This is a genomic window from Megamonas sp. Calf98-2 (assembly GCF_900110235.1).
In the GTDB taxonomy this organism is placed as follows: domain Bacteria; phylum Bacillota; class Negativicutes; order Selenomonadales; family Selenomonadaceae; genus Megamonas; species Megamonas funiformis.
Map to the genome: position 1 here is coordinate 26,411 of NZ_FOCY01000012.1, position 20,597 is coordinate 47,007.

Annotated in this window: 21 protein-coding genes and 2 tRNA genes; 18 read left to right on the forward strand and 5 right to left on the reverse strand. The window is 31.3% G+C overall.

Features of this window, described 5'->3' with window-relative positions; all coding sequences use genetic code 11:
• Window positions 1-233 precede the first annotated feature (233 nt).
• The 5 genes from BMX03_RS04950 to BMX03_RS04970 form a co-directional block, all read right to left on the reverse strand.
• Window positions 234-1,499: an O-acetylhomoserine aminocarboxypropyltransferase/cysteine synthase family protein gene (locus tag BMX03_RS04950; RefSeq protein ID WP_075555359.1), complete on the reverse strand. Its 1,266-nt coding sequence runs from the start codon at window positions 1,497-1,499 to the stop codon at window positions 234-236.
• 177 nt (window positions 1,500-1,676) lie between these two features.
• Complete coding sequence (locus BMX03_RS04955) at window positions 1,677-2,483, reverse strand: DUF368 domain-containing protein (protein ID WP_022228456.1); 807 nt, start codon at window positions 2,481-2,483, stop codon at window positions 1,677-1,679.
• A 312-nt stretch (window positions 2,484-2,795) separates the two neighbouring features.
• Window positions 2,796-3,752 carry a tRNA dihydrouridine synthase DusB gene (dusB, locus tag BMX03_RS04960; protein WP_015563278.1) on the reverse strand — a complete coding sequence of 319 codons (957 nt, stop codon included), beginning with the start codon at window positions 3,750-3,752 and terminating at the stop codon, window positions 2,796-2,798.
• Complete coding sequence (locus BMX03_RS04965) at window positions 3,749-4,567, reverse strand: type III pantothenate kinase (RefSeq protein ID WP_022228457.1); 819 nt, start codon at window positions 4,565-4,567, stop codon at window positions 3,749-3,751. The genes dusB and BMX03_RS04965 overlap by 4 nt, the downstream gene beginning before the upstream one ends.
• Window positions 4,568-4,587: 20 nt before the next feature.
• Entirely contained in the window at window positions 4,588-5,568 is a 981-nt protein-coding gene (locus BMX03_RS04970; protein ID WP_091694170.1) for a biotin--[acetyl-CoA-carboxylase] ligase, read from the reverse strand.
• A 260-nt stretch (window positions 5,569-5,828) separates the two neighbouring features.
• Here BMX03_RS04970 and BMX03_RS04975 point away from each other — a divergent pair, with 260 nt between their 5' ends.
• From BMX03_RS04975 to BMX03_RS05055, 18 genes are all read left to right on the forward strand, one after another.
• Window positions 5,829-6,173, forward strand: a complete 345-nt coding sequence (locus BMX03_RS04975; protein WP_022228458.1) for an ASCH domain-containing protein — start codon at window positions 5,829-5,831, stop codon at window positions 6,171-6,173.
• 182 nt (window positions 6,174-6,355) lie between these two features.
• A tRNA-Gly gene (locus tag BMX03_RS04980) sits at window positions 6,356-6,430 on the forward strand.
• Window positions 6,431-6,433: 3 nt separating this feature from the next.
• Window positions 6,434-6,508: transfer RNA gene (locus tag BMX03_RS04985), tRNA-Cys, on the forward strand.
• A gap of 104 nt (window positions 6,509-6,612) precedes the next feature.
• Complete coding sequence (gene dut, locus BMX03_RS04990; protein WP_091694175.1) at window positions 6,613-7,062, forward strand: dUTP diphosphatase; 450 nt, start codon at window positions 6,613-6,615, stop codon at window positions 7,060-7,062.
• Window position 7,063: 1 nt separating this feature from the next.
• Window positions 7,064-8,422 carry a replication-associated recombination protein A gene (locus BMX03_RS04995; RefSeq protein WP_091694177.1) on the forward strand — a complete coding sequence of 453 codons (1,359 nt, stop codon included), beginning with the start codon at window positions 7,064-7,066 and terminating at the stop codon, window positions 8,420-8,422.
• Window positions 8,423-8,528: 106 nt separating this feature from the next.
• Complete coding sequence (gene mnmA / locus BMX03_RS05000) at window positions 8,529-9,596, forward strand: tRNA 2-thiouridine(34) synthase MnmA (RefSeq protein ID WP_091694180.1); 1,068 nt, start codon at window positions 8,529-8,531, stop codon at window positions 9,594-9,596.
• Window positions 9,597-9,801: 205 nt separating this feature from the next.
• Complete coding sequence (locus BMX03_RS05010; RefSeq protein ID WP_008537397.1) at window positions 9,802-10,026, forward strand: FeoA family protein; 225 nt, start codon at window positions 9,802-9,804, stop codon at window positions 10,024-10,026.
• Between the two features lie 23 nt (window positions 10,027-10,049).
• Window positions 10,050-11,945 carry a ferrous iron transport protein B gene (gene feoB / locus BMX03_RS05015; protein ID WP_091694183.1) on the forward strand — a complete coding sequence of 632 codons (1,896 nt, stop codon included), beginning with the start codon at window positions 10,050-10,052 and terminating at the stop codon, window positions 11,943-11,945.
• A 42-nt stretch (window positions 11,946-11,987) separates the two neighbouring features.
• Window positions 11,988-12,179 (forward strand): hypothetical protein, encoded by a 192-nt coding sequence (locus tag BMX03_RS05020; protein ID WP_015563285.1) that lies wholly within the window; start codon window positions 11,988-11,990, stop codon window positions 12,177-12,179.
• A 132-nt stretch (window positions 12,180-12,311) separates the two neighbouring features.
• A complete protein-coding gene (locus BMX03_RS05025) occupies window positions 12,312-13,073 on the forward strand; it encodes a MurR/RpiR family transcriptional regulator (protein WP_022228463.1) in 762 nt (253 codons plus the stop codon).
• A 214-nt stretch (window positions 13,074-13,287) separates the two neighbouring features.
• Window positions 13,288-13,485 carry a hypothetical protein gene (locus BMX03_RS11345; protein ID WP_255361414.1) on the forward strand — a complete coding sequence of 66 codons (198 nt, stop codon included), beginning with the start codon at window positions 13,288-13,290 and terminating at the stop codon, window positions 13,483-13,485.
• The gene (locus BMX03_RS11350) at window positions 13,445-14,086 is read left to right on the forward strand and encodes an MFS transporter (protein ID WP_255361415.1); all 642 of its coding nucleotides are present in this window, start codon (window positions 13,445-13,447) and stop codon (window positions 14,084-14,086) included. The genes BMX03_RS11345 and BMX03_RS11350 overlap by 41 nt, the downstream gene beginning before the upstream one ends.
• A 117-nt stretch (window positions 14,087-14,203) precedes the next feature.
• Complete coding sequence (locus BMX03_RS11355) at window positions 14,204-14,467, forward strand: hypothetical protein (protein WP_022228466.1); 264 nt, start codon at window positions 14,204-14,206, stop codon at window positions 14,465-14,467.
• 77 nt (window positions 14,468-14,544) lie between these two features.
• The gene (locus BMX03_RS05035; RefSeq protein WP_091694186.1) at window positions 14,545-15,021 is read left to right on the forward strand and encodes a MarR family winged helix-turn-helix transcriptional regulator; all 477 of its coding nucleotides are present in this window, start codon (window positions 14,545-14,547) and stop codon (window positions 15,019-15,021) included.
• Window positions 15,022-15,347: 326 nt separating this feature from the next.
• Window positions 15,348-16,679, forward strand: a complete 1,332-nt coding sequence (locus tag BMX03_RS05040) for a 6-phospho-alpha-glucosidase (protein ID WP_091694189.1) — start codon at window positions 15,348-15,350, stop codon at window positions 16,677-16,679.
• A 158-nt stretch (window positions 16,680-16,837) separates the two neighbouring features.
• A complete protein-coding gene (locus BMX03_RS05045; RefSeq protein WP_022228467.1) occupies window positions 16,838-18,913 on the forward strand; it encodes an alpha-glucoside-specific PTS transporter subunit IIBC in 2,076 nt (691 codons plus the stop codon).
• Between the two features lie 214 nt (window positions 18,914-19,127).
• Entirely contained in the window at window positions 19,128-19,568 is a 441-nt protein-coding gene (locus tag BMX03_RS05050; RefSeq protein ID WP_255361416.1) for a hypothetical protein, read from the forward strand.
• A 179-nt stretch (window positions 19,569-19,747) separates the two neighbouring features.
• Entirely contained in the window at window positions 19,748-20,554 is an 807-nt protein-coding gene (locus BMX03_RS05055; RefSeq protein WP_091694196.1) for a 2-thiouracil desulfurase family protein, read from the forward strand.
• The last annotated feature ends 43 nt before the right edge of the window (window positions 20,555-20,597 follow it).

Genomic DNA, 20,597 nt, shown 5'->3' on the forward strand with positions numbered 1-20,597 from the left:
ACCATATTCAAATACAACACTTGTTAAAGTTAAATGCCAGTAAAATTAACACTTTTATAAATAATTATAGTTTATAAAGGTTGAAATATCAATATTTATATGAGTTTTTACCAGCGATTGAGGATTTTGGGTGATTTTTTATAAATCCTTTATTTATAAGGATTTCAGGTTTTAAACTAGAAAATGGCTGGAAAAATAAAAAGGCACTTGTTTACACAAATGCCTTTAAATAATTATTTTACATTAGCAAAAGCTTGTTTTAAGTCATCTAAAATATCATTGATATCTTCAAGTCCTACAGAGAAACGAACCATACCGCTATTGATACCAGCAGCTTCAAGTTGTTCATCTGTCAATTGACGATGTGTTTCACTTGCTGGGTGAAGAACACAAGTGCGAATATCGGCAACATGAACTTCATTAGAAGCTAATTTTAAGGAGTCCATAAATTTAACAGCGTTTTCTTTACCACCTTTGATTACGAAAGTGATAACACCACTGCAACCTTTTAAATATTTTTTGGCAAGAGGATAAGATTCATTGCTTTCAAGAGCAGGATACATAACGCTTTCTACTTTATCATTGCTTTCTAAATATTTAGCAACAGTAAGAGCATTTTCGCAGTATTGTTTCATACGTACAGGTAAAGTTTCTAAACCTAAGTTTAATAAGAATGCAGAATGTGCAGATGGATAGCAACCGAAATCACGCATTAACTGCATTCTAGCTTTTAAAATATAAGCTTGTTTACCATAAGTTTTTGTATAGGAAAGACCATGATAAGATGGATCTGGTTCTACTAATTCAGGGAAATTACCATTGTCCCAGTTGAAATTACCACTATCAACGATTACACCGCCGATTTGAAGTGCATGACCATCCATATATTTACTAGTGGAATGAGTAACAATATCAGCACCAAATTCAAAAGGTTTGCATAAGATAGGAGTTGCAAAAGTGTTATCCACAATCAAAGGAACACCATGAGTATGAGCGATATTTGCATAACGTTCGATATCAAAAACAGTTAATGCAGGATTAGCTAGAGTTTCACCAAAAACAGCTTTAGTATTAGGTTTAAAAGCAGCATGAATTTCTTCATCAGTAGCATCATGACCAACAAAGATACATTCAATACCTAATTTTTTTAAAGTGAAAGCGAAAAGATTTACAGTACCACCATAGATTTGAGTAGTGGAGATAAAACTATCGCCAGCATTACAGATATTTAAAATAGCAAGTAAGTTAGCAGCTTGACCAGAAGTAGTGCACATAGCACCAACACCACCTTCAAGGTCAGCAATTTTATTTTCAACAGCCATAACTGTAGGATTAGCAAAACGAGAATAAATTAAAGATTTAGTAGGTTCATCAAAAACAGCAGCAACATCATCAGTAGAGTCATAAACATATGTAGTGCTTTGCACAATTGGCATGACACGAGGTTCAGTATTTTTAGGGCTGTATCCAGAATGTAAACATTTAGTAGCGTCTTTCATAAAAAAAATAGCCTCCTTAGTAAAATATAAATCATATTATAAAACATTATAGACAAAATAGAAAGTATTTATATACATGAAGAAAATTATTTATTGTAAATATGTTTAAAAACTGAATATATTTTTAGATAAAAAGAAAAAACTAGCAAGTAAAATAAATACCTGCTAGTTTTTTGTTTAAACATCTTTAGAAGAAATATATTTAATAATACCAAATCCTAAGATCAAAGTTAAAGCACAGATAAAAATTTCTTCATTTTGCGGAATACCTGGATAAAGCTCCAAGATAGAACCTAAAATGAATCCAAGGATAATTAAAAAAGTAGGTTGAGGATAGTTTTGCATAAGATTTTCTAATAATTTAGTAGTTAGTAAAATACCCACAACTAGACCAAATCCTAATGGAATTAAAAATGGTAAATAAAATTCAGAAGCCGCACGCATAGTTTCATCATATAATCCCATCAATAAAAGCATATAAGAAACGCTTATTCCTGGTAGAACAAGTGCAATAGCAGCTATAAAACCAGCAACAACTAATAATAAATAAGTGTACCAATTAGTAGCATTATTTGTAGTTAGATTACTGATAGGAGACATTTCAAAAAAGAGAACAATTAAAAAGCCAATAGCGACATATATAGGGACTGTCCAGGAAAATTTAGTTAATTTAGCCTCGCGGAACATCAAAGGCACACTGCCTGCTACAGCACCCATAAAGAAATAAAGCATAGGCATAGGATAAGTTTCAATTAAATGCAAAATAGGTTTAGAAAAAGAAACAATACCTATTAAAGAACCTGCTAAAAATATAGTTAAAAAAAGAGAATTTCTAAATTTATTTTTCATGAATGAACTTACAGAAGAAATTAATTTAGTATAAATCCCAAGTATCATAGACATAGAACCGCCACTAACACCAGGAACTAGCATGGTAGAACCAACAACTAACGACTTAGCAAAAGTTACAACATAATTTCTCATAAAAGTAAACAAAATCCCTTCTAAAATAAAAAATAAATTGACAATAAAAAAGACATAGCCTATAAAAGGTTATGCCTAATATGAGATTTTCAAAATATACTATAATTGTATAGTTTGTAAAAAATAAAGTCAATTAACAAAGAAAGATTTTACAAAGATTTTACAAAATCAAATCATCAATTAGAAAAGACAGAAGACAGCATAAGATAGACGGGGTTTAAAAATAGCAAGCTTAGCAAAAGTCTAGACGAAAAAATAAATAAAAAGCGATGTAAAAACATCGCTCTAATTTAATAAAATAAAATCATATAATCACATATCATTTAAAATTTTAACGAAATCTTCCCTACAAACAGCCGAATTAAACTTCTGTCTCAAACTAGCACTGCCATACAAGCCATGAGTATACCACGTAGCATGCTTTCTCATCTCACGAGGACCAATATAATCGCCCTTCCATTTCAAAAGCATATCCAAATGTTCTAAAATAACCTGTTTTCTTTCATCAATGCTAGGTTCACCAGGATCGACACCAGTAAATAAAAATTCTTTAAAACGGCGGAAAATCCAAGGATTACCCTGAGCTCCACGACCAATCATGACAGCATCACAACCAGTACGTTCAAAAATATTTTTTAAATCCTGGCAAGTTCTAACATCACCATTACCGATGACAGGAATATCAACAGCCTGTTTAACTTCGCGAATAATATCCCAATCAGCATGACCACGATAAAACTCTTCCCTAGTTCTGCCATGAACAGCAATAGCATCAAGCCCAGCCTTTTGAGCAAGACCAGCCATTTCAACGACATTACAGTGTTCACTATCCCAGCCCTTACGCATTTTTACAGTAACAGGCATATCTTTTACAGCTTCACGAGTAGCACACATTATTTCATATGCCAAAACAGGATCTTTCATTAAAGCTGAACCCTCATTATTGCGTACAATCTTTGGTGCAGGGCACCCCATATTTATATCAATCATATCACAACAATTCAAAGAAGCCACAAAACTAGCTGCTTTATACATACGTTCAGGATTGCCGCTGAATAATTGAATAGCTAAAGGTCTTTGTTCAGGAACAGTCTTTAACATTTCCAAAGTTCGTTCATTGTGAAAATTAATACCTTGGTCGCTGACCATTTCAGAATAAACGAGACCACAGCCCATACGTTGAGCTAAAATACAATAAGCAGTATCAGTTACACCAGCCATAGGTGCTAAAAATACGGGAGTAGTTATTTCTAAGTTTCCTATTTTCATAAATTATTTAAAGGCTTATTTTTTAACCTTTCTAAGTACCCCTTTCTTGAAGCAGCATTACGTTCATAGAGAACGCGAAGACCAGTCAAAGTTAAGAAATGATCTGTTTTATCAATAGTGCTAGACTCTTCCGCAATCATGCGAGCAAGTCCACCAGTTGCGATTACAGTCATATCTTTACCATATTCTTTTTTTATACGATTTACAATACCATCTATTTGCCCTACAGCACCATAGATAATACCAGATTGCATATTTGTAATAGTATTATGGCAAATTACATTTTTAGGAGTAACAAGTTCTATACGAGGCAAATTAGCAGCCTTTTGGAATAAAGCATCTGCTGACATACCAATACCAGGAGCTATTACACCACCTAAAAAATCACCTTTATCATTTACTACATCAAAAGTAGTAGCAGTACCGATATCAATTACAATCAAAGGGCCACCATATTGTTCAAAAGCACCAACAACATTTACAATACGGTCAGCACCTAAAAGGCGTGGATTTTCATAAACTAAGCGAATGCCAGTTTTTATACCAGGACCTACAAGTAATGGTTTTATTTTGAAATAACGTTCACACATTTTACTAATAGGAATAACAAGAGGTGGAACAACAGATGAGATAATAATATCATCAATATCGTTCATATCCATACCTTGAAAACGGAACAGTTCGTTTATGAGCATACCATACTCATCGCCAGTTTTTTGTCGGTCGGTGGAAATTCGCCAATGACGATAAAGTTTTTTACCATCATAAGCCCCCATAACGATATTACTGTTACCAATGTCAAAAACTAAAAGCATTTTATCCTCCATCTGTGAGTTTAGCGGTTTTGTACTGGTCGAATAGAAACATCGCCTGCTAACACACGTGTTATTTGTCCATCAATATTTACAAGAAGAGCACCATCATCATCAATATCCACGGCAATTCCTTCTAAGACTTCATTTGTGCCGATTACACGGATATGTTGATTTAAAGTAATGGAATATTTACGCCATTCATCAAGAATAGGTGCAAAACCTTCCTCTTGACAGATTATATACAAATGTTCTAAGTAATACAAGATTTTATTTAAAAGTTTTAAACGAGAAATTTTTTTACCTGTAATTTGACTCAAAGAAGTAGCGATATTTTGAATTTCTTCAGGCATTTCTTTCTTATCAATATTGACATTAATTCCCATACCAATAATGATGTAATTTATGCAATCCATTTCAGCATTCATTTCTGTCAAAATACCTACTAATTTTTTTCCTTCATATAAAACATCATTAGGCCATTTAATACCAACTTTTACACCAGTAACATCTTCAATAGCTTTGGTGATAGCAGTAGCAGCCATCAATGTGCATTTTGGTGCTTCTTGAGGTAAAAATTTTGGTTTTAAAATGACAGAAAACCAAATCCCTTTATATTTAGGAGAGAAGAAAGAGCGAGATAATCTGCCTCTACCACCACCTTGTTCTTCACTGATGATGATAGTACCATCTTTAACACCTTGAAGTGCTACTTTTTTAGCTTGGGTATTTGTAGAGTCTACAGTTTCAAAATATAAAATTTCAGAACCTAATATTTTAGTAGTAAGAGAAGATTTTATTTCTTCACTTGATAATAAGTCTGGAGAGTCAATCAAACGATAACCACTTCTAGGAACACTTTCAATATTATAGCCATTATCACGTAATGCTTTTATATGTTTCCAGATAGCAGTTCGAGATACTTTTAGCGTATCAGCTAAGTATTCACCAGATAAAAATTTGTCGCCATTTTGTTTTAATAAATTTAAGATTTGAGAACGCATAATAAAAATTGTTATAAAATAACAATAGCTCCCCTCTTTTCTTTAAGATTTTGATTGGTGATATAAATATAATAAATAGATTAATAAAAATCTTGATTGTTAAAATATATAATAGCCTAACAAAGTCATATTCGCAATAAAGTTAGATAATAAATTTTAGAAGAAAAAAGGATTTTTACAAATTTTAGTAAAATATATAATATATATCTTTAAATATTTTAAGAATTAAATTATATTTTATAAATTGGAGGCTGATTATAATGATGGCATTAAACTTTCAGGCAAAAAAACATGAAGAATTGATTATGTCACGTAAAAAAAATTGTACTGTTCGCTTAGGAGACGTTCGCAATCAATATCCAGAAAGTTCTATAGTGTGGATTACTACTGGTAAAAAATATGAAGTGAAAAAAAGATTGTATACAGCAATCATTGATAAAGTTCGCGTAAAAAAATTCGCTGAATTAACTTCAAGAGATTTAGGTCACCAAAATCCAGAAATTGATTCATTAGAAGAATTACGTTTAGATTTTGAAAATATTTATCAGCGTCGAATTACTTTAGATGATACTGTAACAGTAATATATTTTTCTGAAGTTCTTTAAGAAATTTTGAATAATAAGCTATTTTTTCATTTCTATATAATGGGAAAATAGCTTATTTATTGGGCTTTTGGAGGCATTGAAAAATTTTTTAAATTTTTTTCAAAAAAGTTGTTGACAAAATACTCTGTTATGCATATAATAATACATGTCGCTGATACAGCGGCAGACAAAAAGCGTCAAATGCGGAAGTAGCTCAGTGGTAGAGCATCACCTTGCCAAGGTGAGGGTCGCGAGTTCGAGCCTCGTTTTCCGCTCCAGACGGCGGCATAGCCAAGTGGTAAGGCAGAGGTCTGCAAAACCTTTATTCCCCAGTTCAAATCTGGGTGCCGCCTCCAAATGAATTTATTATGCACTGTGTGATTGCACAGTGCATTTTTTGTTATATAATAAAATATTGAGCTATGAAAAATATTAAATATAATTTTAAGGAGTTGTTTTTTTGCGTAATCGTGGTTTTGAAATAGTGAGTGATTTTAAAGATAAACATATAAATTTACCAACTCGAAAAACAAGTAAATCAGCAGGTTATGATATTGAAGCTGCTGAAGATAAAATTATAAAAGCTGGGCAAATGGCAGTAATTGCAACAGGATTAAAAGCTTATATGCAAGATGATGAATATTTAGGTATACATATTCGTTCTAGTTTAGCTTTTAAAAAACATTTGAATTTAGTAAATTCTCAAGGTGTTATTGATGCAGATTATTATAACAATGAAGATAATGAAGGTCATATAATGATTGGTCTGATAAACTTTGGTAATGAAGATGTAGAAATTACTAAAGGTATGAGAATAGCTCAAGCCATTTTTTATAAATTTTTAATTATAGATGATGAAAAAAAAGTTGATACTATAAGAAGTGGCGGTTTTGGTTCAACAGGAGAATAATATGCAAGATTTAGACTTATTTTCAGCAATGGCTAGTGAAAATAATGAAAGTATAAGCGAAAATACTATAGAGATGGATGAAGACTATCGTCCATTAGCTGAAAGAATGCGACCACGTAATTTTGATGAATATATAGGACAGGAAAAAATACTGGGCAAAAAATCATTTTTACGGAGAATGGTACAAGAAGATAAAATACCTTCGATGATTTTATATGGACCTCCAGGTACAGGAAAGACAACGCTTGCGAAAATGATTGCAGGTATGACAAAAAGTGAATTTTCTCGATTAAACGCGGTGTCTGCTGGTATCTCTGATGTGCGTAAAATCATTGAAAAAGCTGATGAAAATAGAAGATATTATCGTAAACGTACAATTATATTTTTAGATGAAATACATCGTTTTAATAAGGCTCAACAAGATGTATTATTGCCTTATGTTGAAGATGGTAGAATTATCTTGATTGGTGCTACTACAGAAAATCCGTATTTTGAAGTAAATCATGCGTTATTATCTAGAGTTCGTGTAGTAAAATTAGAATTATTAGATGAACAAAATTTAATTGATATCTTAAAAGTAGCTTTAGAAGATAAAGTTCGCGGTTTGGGTAAATATGAATTTAAATATGATGATGAAGTATTATCGATAATAGCTCAATATGCTGGTGGTGATGCTAGAGTGGCTTTAAATATATTAGAGCAAGCTGGCGATGTGGCATTAGAGCAAAATCATAATATAAATAAAGAAATTATTGAAAGTATTATCAGTGAAAAAATTCAGACATATGATAAAAATGGCGATAATCACTATGATATAGTATCGGCATTTATCAAGAGTATGAGGGGAAGCGACCCTGATGCGGCGTTGCACTATTTAGCAAGAATGTTAGTAGCAGGTGAAGATATTAATTTTATTGCTCGAAGAATTGCTATTTGTGCATCTGAAGATGTGGGAAATGCAGACCCACAAGCATTGGTTTTGGCTATGGCTACAGTGCAAGCTGTCCAATTTTTGGGTATGCCTGAAGCTCGTATACCACTTGCACAAGCAGTAACATATATAGCATCTGCGCCTAAAAGTAATGCCAGTTATTTGGCGATTGATAAAGCTATAGAACAAGTAAAAAGCCAAGATTGTGGACAAGTGCCAATACATTTAAGAGATTGTCATTATAAAGGTGCTAAAAAGCTTGGTCATGGTGTAGATTATAAATATGCTCATGATTATCCATATCATATAGTGAAACAACAATATTTGCCTGATAAAATAAAAAATGCTAAATATTATATGCCAACATCAAATGGATATGAAGAAAAAATTGGTAAATATATGCAGTTTTGTGAAAAAATAAATTCTTAATTTTGACAAAGAAGCATTAGTTTGTTAGTATATGAATATATCTTAGTTATTTACTAGGAAATATATATTTATTATTTGTAGATAGATTTTTAGAGGGGAAAAGAAGATGAAAAAAAAGGTAGCAGTAGCTATGAGCGGTGGCGTAGATAGTTCGCTTACAGCTGCTTTATTGATAGAACAAGGTTATGATGTCATTGGTGTAACTATGACTTTAAGTGATGAAAGTAGAGAAGCAGGTGGTTCAACTGCTGTCAGTGATGCTAAAAAAGTAGCAGATGCGTTGAATATTCCACATTATGTAGTTAATTATCATAAGAAATTTAAAGATGATGTAATAAAATATTTTATCAGTGAATATGCAAAGGGTAGAACACCTAATCCTTGTGTGAGATGTAATAATACTGTAAAATTTGGTAGTTTATTGAAAGATTGTTTGGAATTAGGTGCAGATTGTGTAGCTACTGGTCATTATGCACGTATTGAACAAGATGAAAAAACAGGCAGATATTTATTAAAAAAAGGTTTAGATGTAAGAAAAGACCAATCATATGTTTTATATACTTTGACACAAGATGTATTAAAGCATTTTATGTTGCCACTTGGAAATTATAGCAAGGAAAAAACTCGTGAATTAGCTGGAAAAATGAATTTACCAGTAGCTAATAAGCCTGAAAGTCAGGAGATTTGTTTTATTCCAAATGATGATTATAAAGCTTATTTAAAAGTAAAAGCACCACATATTTTAAAACCTGGTGATATTGTTGATGTCAATGGTAATAAGTTGGGTCGACATGAAGGCGTACCATTATATACTGTGGGACAAAGAAAAGGATTAGGTATAGCTGCTGCTCATCCATTATATGTAGTAGGTTTAGATGTGAAACGCAATCGTGTAATTGTTGGTGAAAATAAAGATGTTTTTGCTAAAGGATTAGTAGCTAAAGATTTAAACTTTATCACAAGAGATGATTTCACTGAAAAATTTGTTACTACTGCTAAAATTCGTTATGGTGCTAAAGAATGTGAATGTACTGTGGAACCATTAGACAATGGCAATTTGGCTAAAATTTTATTTAGTGAACCACAAAGAGCGATTACACCAGGGCAATCTGTAGTATTTTACGAAGATGAAATCGTTGGCGGCGGCGGTGTAATTAAAAATATAATAAGATGATATATTAACTATAAAAGCAAGGGTAGATGGTACTCTTGCTTTTTATTTTATTGAGAATAAATATAATTATACAGATAATGTTTATCATTTTTATTGACATGGATTATCATTTGCTATATAATGCAGTTGTTAACAGAAATAATAATTATTATCAAAATCAAAAAACAAATATAAAAAGAGATTTTAAAATAGAAGGAGGAATATTATGACTTTAAAGGAAGCAAAACCAGGAATGGTAGTAAAAGTTGAGTCTATAGAGGCTTCAGAATTGAAAGAGCGTCTTATGAGTATGGGAATGGTAAAAGGTACAAAAGTAAAGGTATTGCGTTCAGCGCCACTTGGAGACCCGATTGCGATATCTATTCGTTCTTTTAATATGTCTATTCGTTTATCTGATGCAGCAAAAATTGCAGTTACTCAAATTGCTTAATAATTAATGGGAGGGAGATAATAGTGGCAACATTATCCGTAGCGTTGACAGGAAATCCCAATACTGGGAAATCAACAATATTCAATGAATTAACTGGTATTAGACAAAAAATTGGTAACTGGCCAGGAGTTACAGTAGATAAAAAAGTAGGTTATACAAAACATAAAGATAGAGCTATATCTGTAATGGATTTACCTGGTACATATAGCATAAATGGACGTTCTCCAGAAGAAATTATTGTAGAAAATTATTTAAGTGGAGAAAAACCTGATATCATTGTAGATGTCATTGATTCTTCTAATATTGAACGTAATTTATTTTTATGTTTACAATTGTTAGAGCGTCGTATTCCTGTATTAGTTGACCTTAATATGATGGACGAAGCGAATAAAAAAGGAATTAAAATTTCTACAGCTAAGTTAGAAAAATTATTAGGAATGCCTGTAGTAGAAACTGTAGGTCGCAGTAAAAAATCCACTAATAAATTATTAGATATCTTCACTTCTACAGTGATGGATAGTTATAAAAATTCTCAACAGGTGGAAGAACATATTGCTAATATTGAAAAGTTAAAAGCTACTATTAGCGATAAAGAAAAATTAGAAGAAGCAATTATAGAAGCACGTTATGCTTTTATTGATAAAATTGTAGAGCAAGTTGTCGTTAAAGAAAATGTAGGTAATAATCTCACTGAAAAGATTGATAAGATATTAGCTAATGGCTTTATGGCATTACCTATTTTAGTATTAATGTTATATCTTGTATTCCAGATTACTTTTACATGGATTGGTCAACCGATTGCTGATGAATTAGATGTACTTATAAATGAAGATTTTTATGGTTGGGCAGATGAAGCGTTGACTGGATTAGGTGTAGCTGATTGGTTACATTCTTTAGTATGTGATGGTATTATAGCTGGTGTAGGTGGAGTGCTTACTTTTGTGCCACTTATTTTCACGTTATTTTTCTGTTTGAGTTTCTTAGATGGTACAGGATATATGGCTCGTGTGGCTTTCGTCATGGACCCAATTATGCGCCGCGCTGGTCTTAGTGGTAAAGCATTGATGCCTATTATTTGTGGTTTCGGTTGTGCTGTTCCAGGTATTATGGGAGCTAGAGCGTTAGATTCAGAAAAAGACCGTATGATAACTATTTTAGTAACACCGTTTTTAACTTGTGGTGCTAAACTTCCAGTAATGGCATTATTTGGAGCTATTTTCTTTGGTGAAAATGCAGGCGATGGTGTATTTGCTATGTATCTTATCGGTATAATTGGTGCAATTTTAGCTTCTAGTATATTGAGCAGAACTGTATTTGAAAAAGATAATACAAGCTTTGTTTTAGAATTACCACCATATCGTATACCAGATATGAAAACAGTATTGTTAGAAACATGGGATAAAGGTAAAGGTTATCTCATAAAAGCAGGTACAATAATTTTTGCTATGTCTGTAATTTTATGGTTCTTAAGCAGTTATAATTTTGCAGGTCAAGTAGAAGATATGTCTGAATCTTTATTAGCTAGTCTTGGTGGTATTATGTCCACATTGTTTGTATTCCATGGTTTTGATACATGGGAAGCTGGCTCTGCTGTTATTACTGGTATTATGGCGAAAGAAGCTGTTATTTCTACAATGGGTATTTTATATGGTTTACCTGATTTAAGCCCTGATACTGAAACTGTTGAAGCTGTAGGTATGGTAGCTAATACTGGATTACAGATGGCATTTACGACAATGTCTGCGTTAGCATTTATGGTGTTTAGCCAGTTATATACACCATGTATGACAGCACTTGGTACAATAAAGAAAGAAGCTGGTGGTTGGAAATGGATGTTCTTATCTGCTATTGGTAATTTTGTTGTAGCATGGGTTGTATCTTTATTAGTTTATCAAGTAGGCACATTATTAGGTTTTTGATAAATTTTGATATTTAGTATAAAAATAAAAGGAGGCTTTTAAATGACGACAGGTGATATCGCTACTTGGATTATAGCTTTGATAATATTTATAGCTTTTGTTTTTGGTATGAAACGCATATATCATAATTTTTCTTCAGGAAAATGTGATTCATGTGGTAGTGGAAGTAGTTGTTCTGGTAGTTGTCATTGCAGTGGATGTCATATAAGCCAAACAAATAAAAGTAGTAAATAAAAATTTATAAATATGTAAAAATAGCTATTAGTTAGAATGCTAATAGCTATTTTTTTATTTGACATATAAGAGGCGATTGAAATACTATATTATAAGGATGATGTTAGAATAGGAATAAAAGAGGAAGTAATTATGACACTAGAAGAATTAGTTAATAACAAATTAGATAAGTTAAATCCTACAGATTTAATAGTATGGCGTTATATTTATGCACATAAAAAAGAATGTTGTTACATTTCTATTTATGATATAGCTGATAATTGTAATGTTTCACGAACAACAGTGCTTCGTTTTGCTAAGAAATTAGGTCTTGATGGTTTTAGTGATTTGAAAATGATGTTAAAAATGGAAATAAGTCAAGCAAGAGAAAAGCCATCAATGGATATTGCTCAAGCAACAGTAAATTTATGTAAACATGTAGGGGAAGAGATAGCAAAACAAGATTTCACAAGATTAAATAAATTATTACATAATGCTAAAAGAATATTTGTCTATGCTTCAGGTCATGTACAGAAAAATGTTGCTAGTGAAATTTTGCGTTTATTCGTAAATTGTAATGTTTTAGTTTATGAGATAAAAGGTCCAGATGAGTTTAAAACTGTTATAAGAAATGTAAGAAAAGATGATTTATTTATTATTATTTCTTTAAGTGGAGAGTCTAAAAATGTTGTAGAACTTGCTAAAAAACTTCATTTACAAAGAATACCAATTATTTCTTTGACACAATTAAAAAGTAATACATTAGCAACACTTAGCACAGAAAATATATATGTTACGCCTATAGATTTGCCAGCTACTGTAGATTTTGAATATAAGTCTATGTTAGGTTTTTTCTTAGCAGTAGAAATGTGGTTTGTTAGTTATAGCCAATATTGTGCAGAACAAATAGAGTAATGAACTTTAAACAGTATTTTATAATTTTAAAATACTGTTTTTATTGTATTTAGAAGATTAGGAAATATTTTATAAAATAAACATTTTAAGATATATTGACATGTTAAATCATAAAGTTTATATTAAATATTGTCTTATAATTAACTAGTTAACTATAAATATAGCTTATTAGTTAACTAGTTAATTAATGAGGATTATTGAAAGGAAGGGTAAAATGTCAAATATAAAATTATTGACAAGAAATTTTATAACTTTAGTTGGTGCTAATGGATTATTATTTGCAGGTTTTCATTTTTTATTACCTACTTTACCATTATATGCTGCATCAATTGGAGCTAGTGGTGCAGAAATTGGAATTATAACAGGAATTTTTGGTTTTTATTCGTTTATTCACAGATGCAGGTGTGCGTAAATTTGGTAAGAAGAAATGTTTATATTTAGGTTTGCTTTGTTCTTTTTTGGCTACTTTAAGCTATGATATGTTTACATCAATTTATTCTTTGATAGTAGCACGTATTTTACATGGTATAGGTTTTGGTCTTAGTACGACTTTTGCAGCTGCTTTGGTTGCTGATGTAATTCCAGTTCAAAGACGTGGAGAAGGCATTGGTTATTTTGGTCTTGGCAGTACAGTGGCTATGGCTGTAGCTCCTGCTTTAGGTGTTATGTTATTGACTGATTTTAGTGCAAATATGTTATTTTTTACTTCAATGATAGTTACCTTTTTGGCTGCTGTTAGTGCAAAATTATGTAATGCGAAAGAAGCTCCTTTACTAGCTGAGAAAAAGCATATGTCTACCCGTCATAAGTTGTGTGAATATGGTACAGGAATACCTTCAATATTGACAATTTTATTTGGTGCAGCATATGGCAGTGTAAATACTTTTATTGTAATGATGGCTAGTGAAGTAGGTATTGAAAATGCAGGTTTATTCTTTATAGTTGGTACTATATTTGTATTTATCTCTAGACCTTTTGGCGGACGTATTTTTGATAGTAAAGGTGGCTTCTAGGTAATTTTACCAGGCGGTATTTTATATTTGATTGGATTAGGAATATTAGTTTCAGCATAATCTTTAACTGTATTATTAGTAGCTTCTGTATTTTATGGTTTTGGAGGTGGTTTATTATTGCCTTCTCTTATGACATGGATGCTTAATGTAGTTACTTCAGACCGCCGTAGTGGTGCTAGTGCTACTTTTTATAATATGTTAGATATTGGTACAAGCAGTGGTATTATTTTATTAGGCAGTGTAGCTGGTTCAATTGGTTATATTAATATGTATTATTATGTAATCGGTGTTATGATAATATTTATAGCATTCTTCATGTTTAATCATTTTGTTTTACAAAAGAAAGTAAAAAAGCAAAATCAACAGGAAGAACTCGCTTAAATAAAAATATGAGTTGTCATATAAGAGATTTTCTGCTATAACGAAGAATATAGTTAGCAGAAAGGAATTAGTATGATATGGATAGGATAAAAGAAGTGGATAGTGAAAAATATCTTCAAATAGATGATAAATTAGATGATTTATTAATTCATCAACTTTATCAAACGATGAGAGCTTTTTCAAAAACGCTTAATAGTGAGATTTATACAGCAGATGTATATAGTTCTGAGTGGTCTATTTTGAAAATGGTCAAAGAGCATGATAATATATCACAGTTAGAATTGGCCAATTGTTTGAATGTAGAACCAGCAGCTATATCTAAAACAATAAAAAAGATGGAAGAAAAAAATCTTGTTAAGCGTCAGCGCATTCAAGGGAAAAGAGAAAAATATATATTTCTTACTGAACATGCAATAGAGCTTTATGATTTTTTAGAAAAACGAGTAACAAAACATCGTGTGAAAGCATTGAAGGGCTTAACGGCGGAAGAAAGATATACATTATTTAAATTATTACATCGCATTTGTCAAAATACGTTGACAGTAGATGAATAGAAAAAATATAATATATTATCAGCTGAGAATATTGTTAAAGATATTTGAGGCTGATTTTTTTATGTGATAAAGTAATTTGGTAAATATTTATATCAATTTTGGGAAATAATAAAAGCATTAGTATTTATAATATATATAGTATTTTAATAGTGATGTGATATATCACATGGGCTGTGATAAAGTGCAAGTGAAGGTAATAAAACTCTAAAACCCTTGAAACTATTGAATTTATGAATATATTAGATTATTATATAGCCATGAGGTTGATAAAAAATAAAAACTAATACATAAATGAAATTTATGATTAAAGAAAAGGGGTTTTAATTATGAAAAAATCTTCAATCGTAATTGCAGGTGGCGGAAGTACTTTTACACCAGGTATTGTAATGATGCTTTTAGATCATGCAGACCGTTTCCCACTTCGTCAGATTAAATTTTATGATAATGATGCAGAACGTCAGGAAAAAATTGCTAAAGCATGTGAAATATTATTAAAAGAACGTGCACCTGAAATTGCATTTTCTTATACAACAGATCCAAAAGAAGCATTCACTGACATAGATTTTGTAATGGCTCACATTCGCGTTGGTAAATATGCAATGCGTGAAAAAGATGAAAAAATTCCAATGAAACATGGCGTATTTGGTCAAGAAACTTGTGGTCCTGGTGGAATTGCTTATGGTATGCGTTCTATTGGTGGAGTTATTGAAATCTTAGATTATATGGAAAAATATTCTCCAAATGCTTGGATGCTCAACTACTCTAACCCAGCAGCTATCGTAGCTGAAGCAACTAGAAGACTTCGTCCAAATTCTAAAATCATCAACATCTGCGATATGCCAGTAGGTATTGAAGACAGAATGGCTGAAATTTTAGGTCTTCCAGGTGGCAGAAAAGATATGACTGTTCGCTATTATGGACTTAATCATTTTGGTTGGTGGTGTGATATCCGCGATAAAGATGGTAATGATTTAATGCCACGTATCAAAGAACATGTTGCTAAATATGGTTATATTGTAAATCCAGAAGCTCATAATGATGAAGCTAGTTGGAATGATACTTTTGGCAAAGCTAAAGATGTTTATGCTGTTGACCCAGATACATTACCAAACACATATTTAAAATATTACTTATTCTCTGATTATGTATTTAATCATGACAATCAACATCCAGACCATACTCGTGCAAATGAAGTTATGGAACATCGTGAAAAAAATGTATTTGCAGCAGCTAAAGAAATTGTAGAAAAAGGTACAGCTGTTGATTGTAAATTCCAAAGTGATGACCATGCAAGCTATATCGTAGACCTTGCAGAAGCTATTGCTTTCAATAAAAAAGCTCGTATGCTTTTAATCGTACCAAATGATGGTGCTATTTTTAACTTTGATCCAACAGCTATGGTAGAAATTCCTTGTATCGTTGGTTCTAATGGTTATGAAAAAGTTTGCATCGGTAAAATTCCTCAATTCCAAAAAGGTTTGATGGAACAGCAAGTATCTGTAGAAAAACTTGTTGTAGAAGCATGGATTACAGGTAGCTATCAGAAATTATGGCAAGCACTCACTTTATCTAAAACAGTACCAAGTGCATCTGTAGCAAAAGCTATTTTAGATGATTTAATTGAAGCAAATAAAGATTATTGGCCTGAATTAAAATAATAAAGAGAAGTATATATTAAGAGAATTGTATTACTAAAAAATCAAGGCACAGAGCATATTACTTTGTGCCTTGATTTTTGAATAAAGTATTCAGAAGTTTTACATAAATAGTAATATTAGTGTAATATTTAAGGGAATGAGAAAGGTTGGCGAGAGAAATGGCATTTAATAAAGATGTTGTGATGCAAAAAATTCAACGTTTTGGTGGTGCGATGTTCACACCGGTCATAATGTTTGGGGTTTTTGGTATCTTTGTAGCAGTGTCAATTTTGTGTAAAAATCCAATGATATTAGGTTCTATAGCCGAAAAAGGTACGGGTTGGTATGATTTTTGGTATATTGTCGAACAAGGTGCTTGGACAGTATTTAATCAATTACCTTTATTATTTGTAATTGGTCTACCTATTGGTTTGGCTAAAAAAGAAAATGCTAGAGCTGTAATGGAAGCATTTTTAATATATCTTATTTTTAATTATTTTATATCCGCAATGCTCAATTTATGGGGAGCAAGTTTTGGCGTAGATTTTGCACAAGAAGCTGTTCCAGGTAGTGGTCTGACAACAATTGCTAATATTAAAACACTTGATACAAGTATGGTTGGTGCTATTTTAATTTCTTCAATAGCTGTATGGTTACATAATAAACTATTTGATGTTGATGTACCAGAATGGCTTGGTCTGTTTAAAGGTTCTTCTTTAGTTGTTATTGCAGGTTTTGTACTAATGTTACCTATAGCACTTTTATTTTGCTTGATTTGGCCACATTTCCAATCATTAATCGCATCATTACAAGGTTTCTTGACTGGTGCAGGTGTACTTGGTGTTTGGGTATATACATCCCTTGAACGTATTTTAATACCTACAGGTCTTCATCATTTTATCTATATTCCATTTATTTATGGTCCAGCAGTTGTAGATGGTGGTATACAGGCTTATTGGCTTCAACATATTCAAGAATTTGCTCAATCAACAAAACCTCTTATTGAATTATTCCCACAAGGTGGTTTTGCTTTACATGGTATGAGTAAAATGTTTGGTTGCCCTGGTATCGCACTTGCTATTTATTTCTCTGCTAAGAAAGAAAATCGTAAAAGAGTGGGTTCTTTGTTATTCCCAGCAGCAATTGTAGCAGTATTATGTGGTATTACTGAACCTCTTGAATTTACATTCTTATTCGTTGCTCCTGTATTGTTCTTAATTCATGCAATTTTAGCTGGTACTTTAGCAGCTACTATGTATTTCTTTGGTGTAACTGGTAATTTTGGTGGTGGTTTACTTGATACAGATTTATTCCAAAACTGGATACCACTTTTCAATAATCATTGGGACACATATCTCACACAAATAATCATTGGTTTAATCTTCACATGTATTTGGTTTGTTGTATTTAGATTTTTAATTGTAAAACTTAATTTGAAGACTCCTGGTCGTGGGGATGACGAAGAAATCAAACTTTATAGAAAAGCTGATTACAAACAAAAAGTAGCAGGCGATGAACGTGATAGAAAAGCTGCTGCATTTTTAGAAGCTTTAGGTGGTAAAAATAATATCGTAGATGTTACAAACTGCGCTACTCGTCTTCGTGTAACTGTAAAAGATGATAGCTTAGTAAAAGATACAAATGTATTTATGGCTGCAGGTGCTCATGGATTAGTGCATAATGGTTGTGCTATTCAAGTAATTGTAGGTCTTTCTGTACCACAAGTTCGTGAACGTTTTGAAGCTTTACTTCAAGCTCCTGATGTACTTCAAAAAGAAGAATTAGTTTCTAACACAGATAAATCTCCAAGTTTGAAAGCTTTTGCAACTGGTGATTTAGTATCTATTGAAAATGTACCTGATGAAGCATTTGCTTCTCGTGCTATGGGTGATGGTGTAGCAATCATTCCAACTGAAAAATATATTACTGCACCAGCTAATGGTTCTGTAATGATGGTAATGGAAGAAACAGGACATGCTCTTGGACTTAAGCTTGATACAGATATGGAAATTTTAATTCATATAGGTATTGATACAGTCAATATGAAAGGCGATGGCTTCAAAGTTTTAGTCAAAGCTGGCGACGAAGTAAAAGTTGGCGATAAATTAGTAGAAATTGATATTGAAAAAATCAAAAAAGCTGGATATAATCCAATCACTATTATGATAGCTACTAATTTTGACCAATATAGCTTATTAAAATTTGAAAAAGAACAAAAAGTAATTGCAGGCAAAACAACTGTAGGCACATATTAATAAAATTAAGGCAAAATATAATGGTAAAATATTATATTTTGCCTTTTTGCATTTAATTTAAATTAATTAAATATAGTACAGTTGGTTTCATTATTAAGATTATATAGAATAGGCATAATAAATATAAAGACTTATAATAAATTTAGATAAATATTTATAAGTTTAAGGAGTGCTTGATGATGAAAAGTTTAAAAAATTTTTTATGCTATTATCTATGTTAAGTATAATGATGTGTTCATGTACAGCATTTGCAAATTATCCTACTCATTTATATGGAGATAAAAATTTTATTTTATGTGATGGACATATGGGTTCAGCATGGTATGTGGATAGAAGTTCTTTAAATGTACAAAAATATGGACCACCACAATATATTATCGCTGTTAATGTGGTGCGTGTAGATAATGCGGATAGAAGAAGCACAGAAATAAAAAATGTACATACATATCGTTTTTTCTATAATAGTGATTTAGGTCAGATGTATGCAGATTTTAATAATAATGATAATTGGAGATATTTAAATCCTCAAGGTAGTTGGGCAGAAACAGGTATATCTATGCCAGCAGGAGAAATAGCCTTTGTTTTGGCTTATAATTATAAATTTTATGGTGATAGAGCTTATTATAGTGATGATTTCTATAATCGAATTTTCTGATAGGATAAAAATTTAGGAGAAAAGAGTTTAATTTTATGATAAATAGAGTTAAACTCTTTTTTATTTGCAATTTTGGGGTAAGGTTATTTTGATAAATTTCTTGTACTATGATTTATAAGAATAATATAATAGAAAGAGTGATATAAATATAATTAAATTTTAAGATATAAGGTGAAGATATGAAAAGTATAAGAGTTGTAGCAGCGATAATTAAAGATAAAGATAAAATTCTGGCAACTAAAAGAAGTTATGGGGAGTTTAAAGGTGGTTGGGAATTCCCTGGTGGAAAGATAGAAGAAGGAGAAGATAAAAAAACAGCATTAATTAGAGAAATAAAAGAAGAATTAAATGCTAATATTGAAATTGATAGCTACTTTGCTACGATAGATTATACGTATCCTAATTTTCATATGATTATGGATTGCTATATTTGTAATATAGATGATTTTGTAATCAATGAAGAAATACATGATGAGGCAAAGTGGCTGACAAAAGATGAATTAGATAGTGTAAATTGGCTTACAGCTGATGAAAAAATCGTAAATAAATTAAAAATATATTTAAGTTCAAAGATTGCAGTAAGTGCTTGTCTTTTAGGTGATAATTGTAAATATAATGGCAAAAATAATTATAATGAAGAAATAGAGCATTTGCTAAAAGATAAAGAAGTATATAAAATTTGCCCAGAAATATTGACAGGACTTAGTATTCCTAGAAAGCCTGTAGAAATAAAAGATAATAAAGTCATAACGCAGGATAATGAGGATATGACGGAGATTTTTCTTCATGGTGTAGATATGGCATGGAAAAAATTAAAAGATAAAAATATAGATTTGGCTATATTGAAGGCGAATAGTCCAACATGTGGCAGTAAAACAATTTATGATGGAACTTTTTCCCATACATTAGTAGAAGGAAATGGATTGTTTGCTAAATTATTAAAAGATAATAAAATTATGGTAATCAGTGAAAAAGATATAGAATAAAAAAATACCTAATGAGTTTATGTGATAAATTTTGCTTTATACA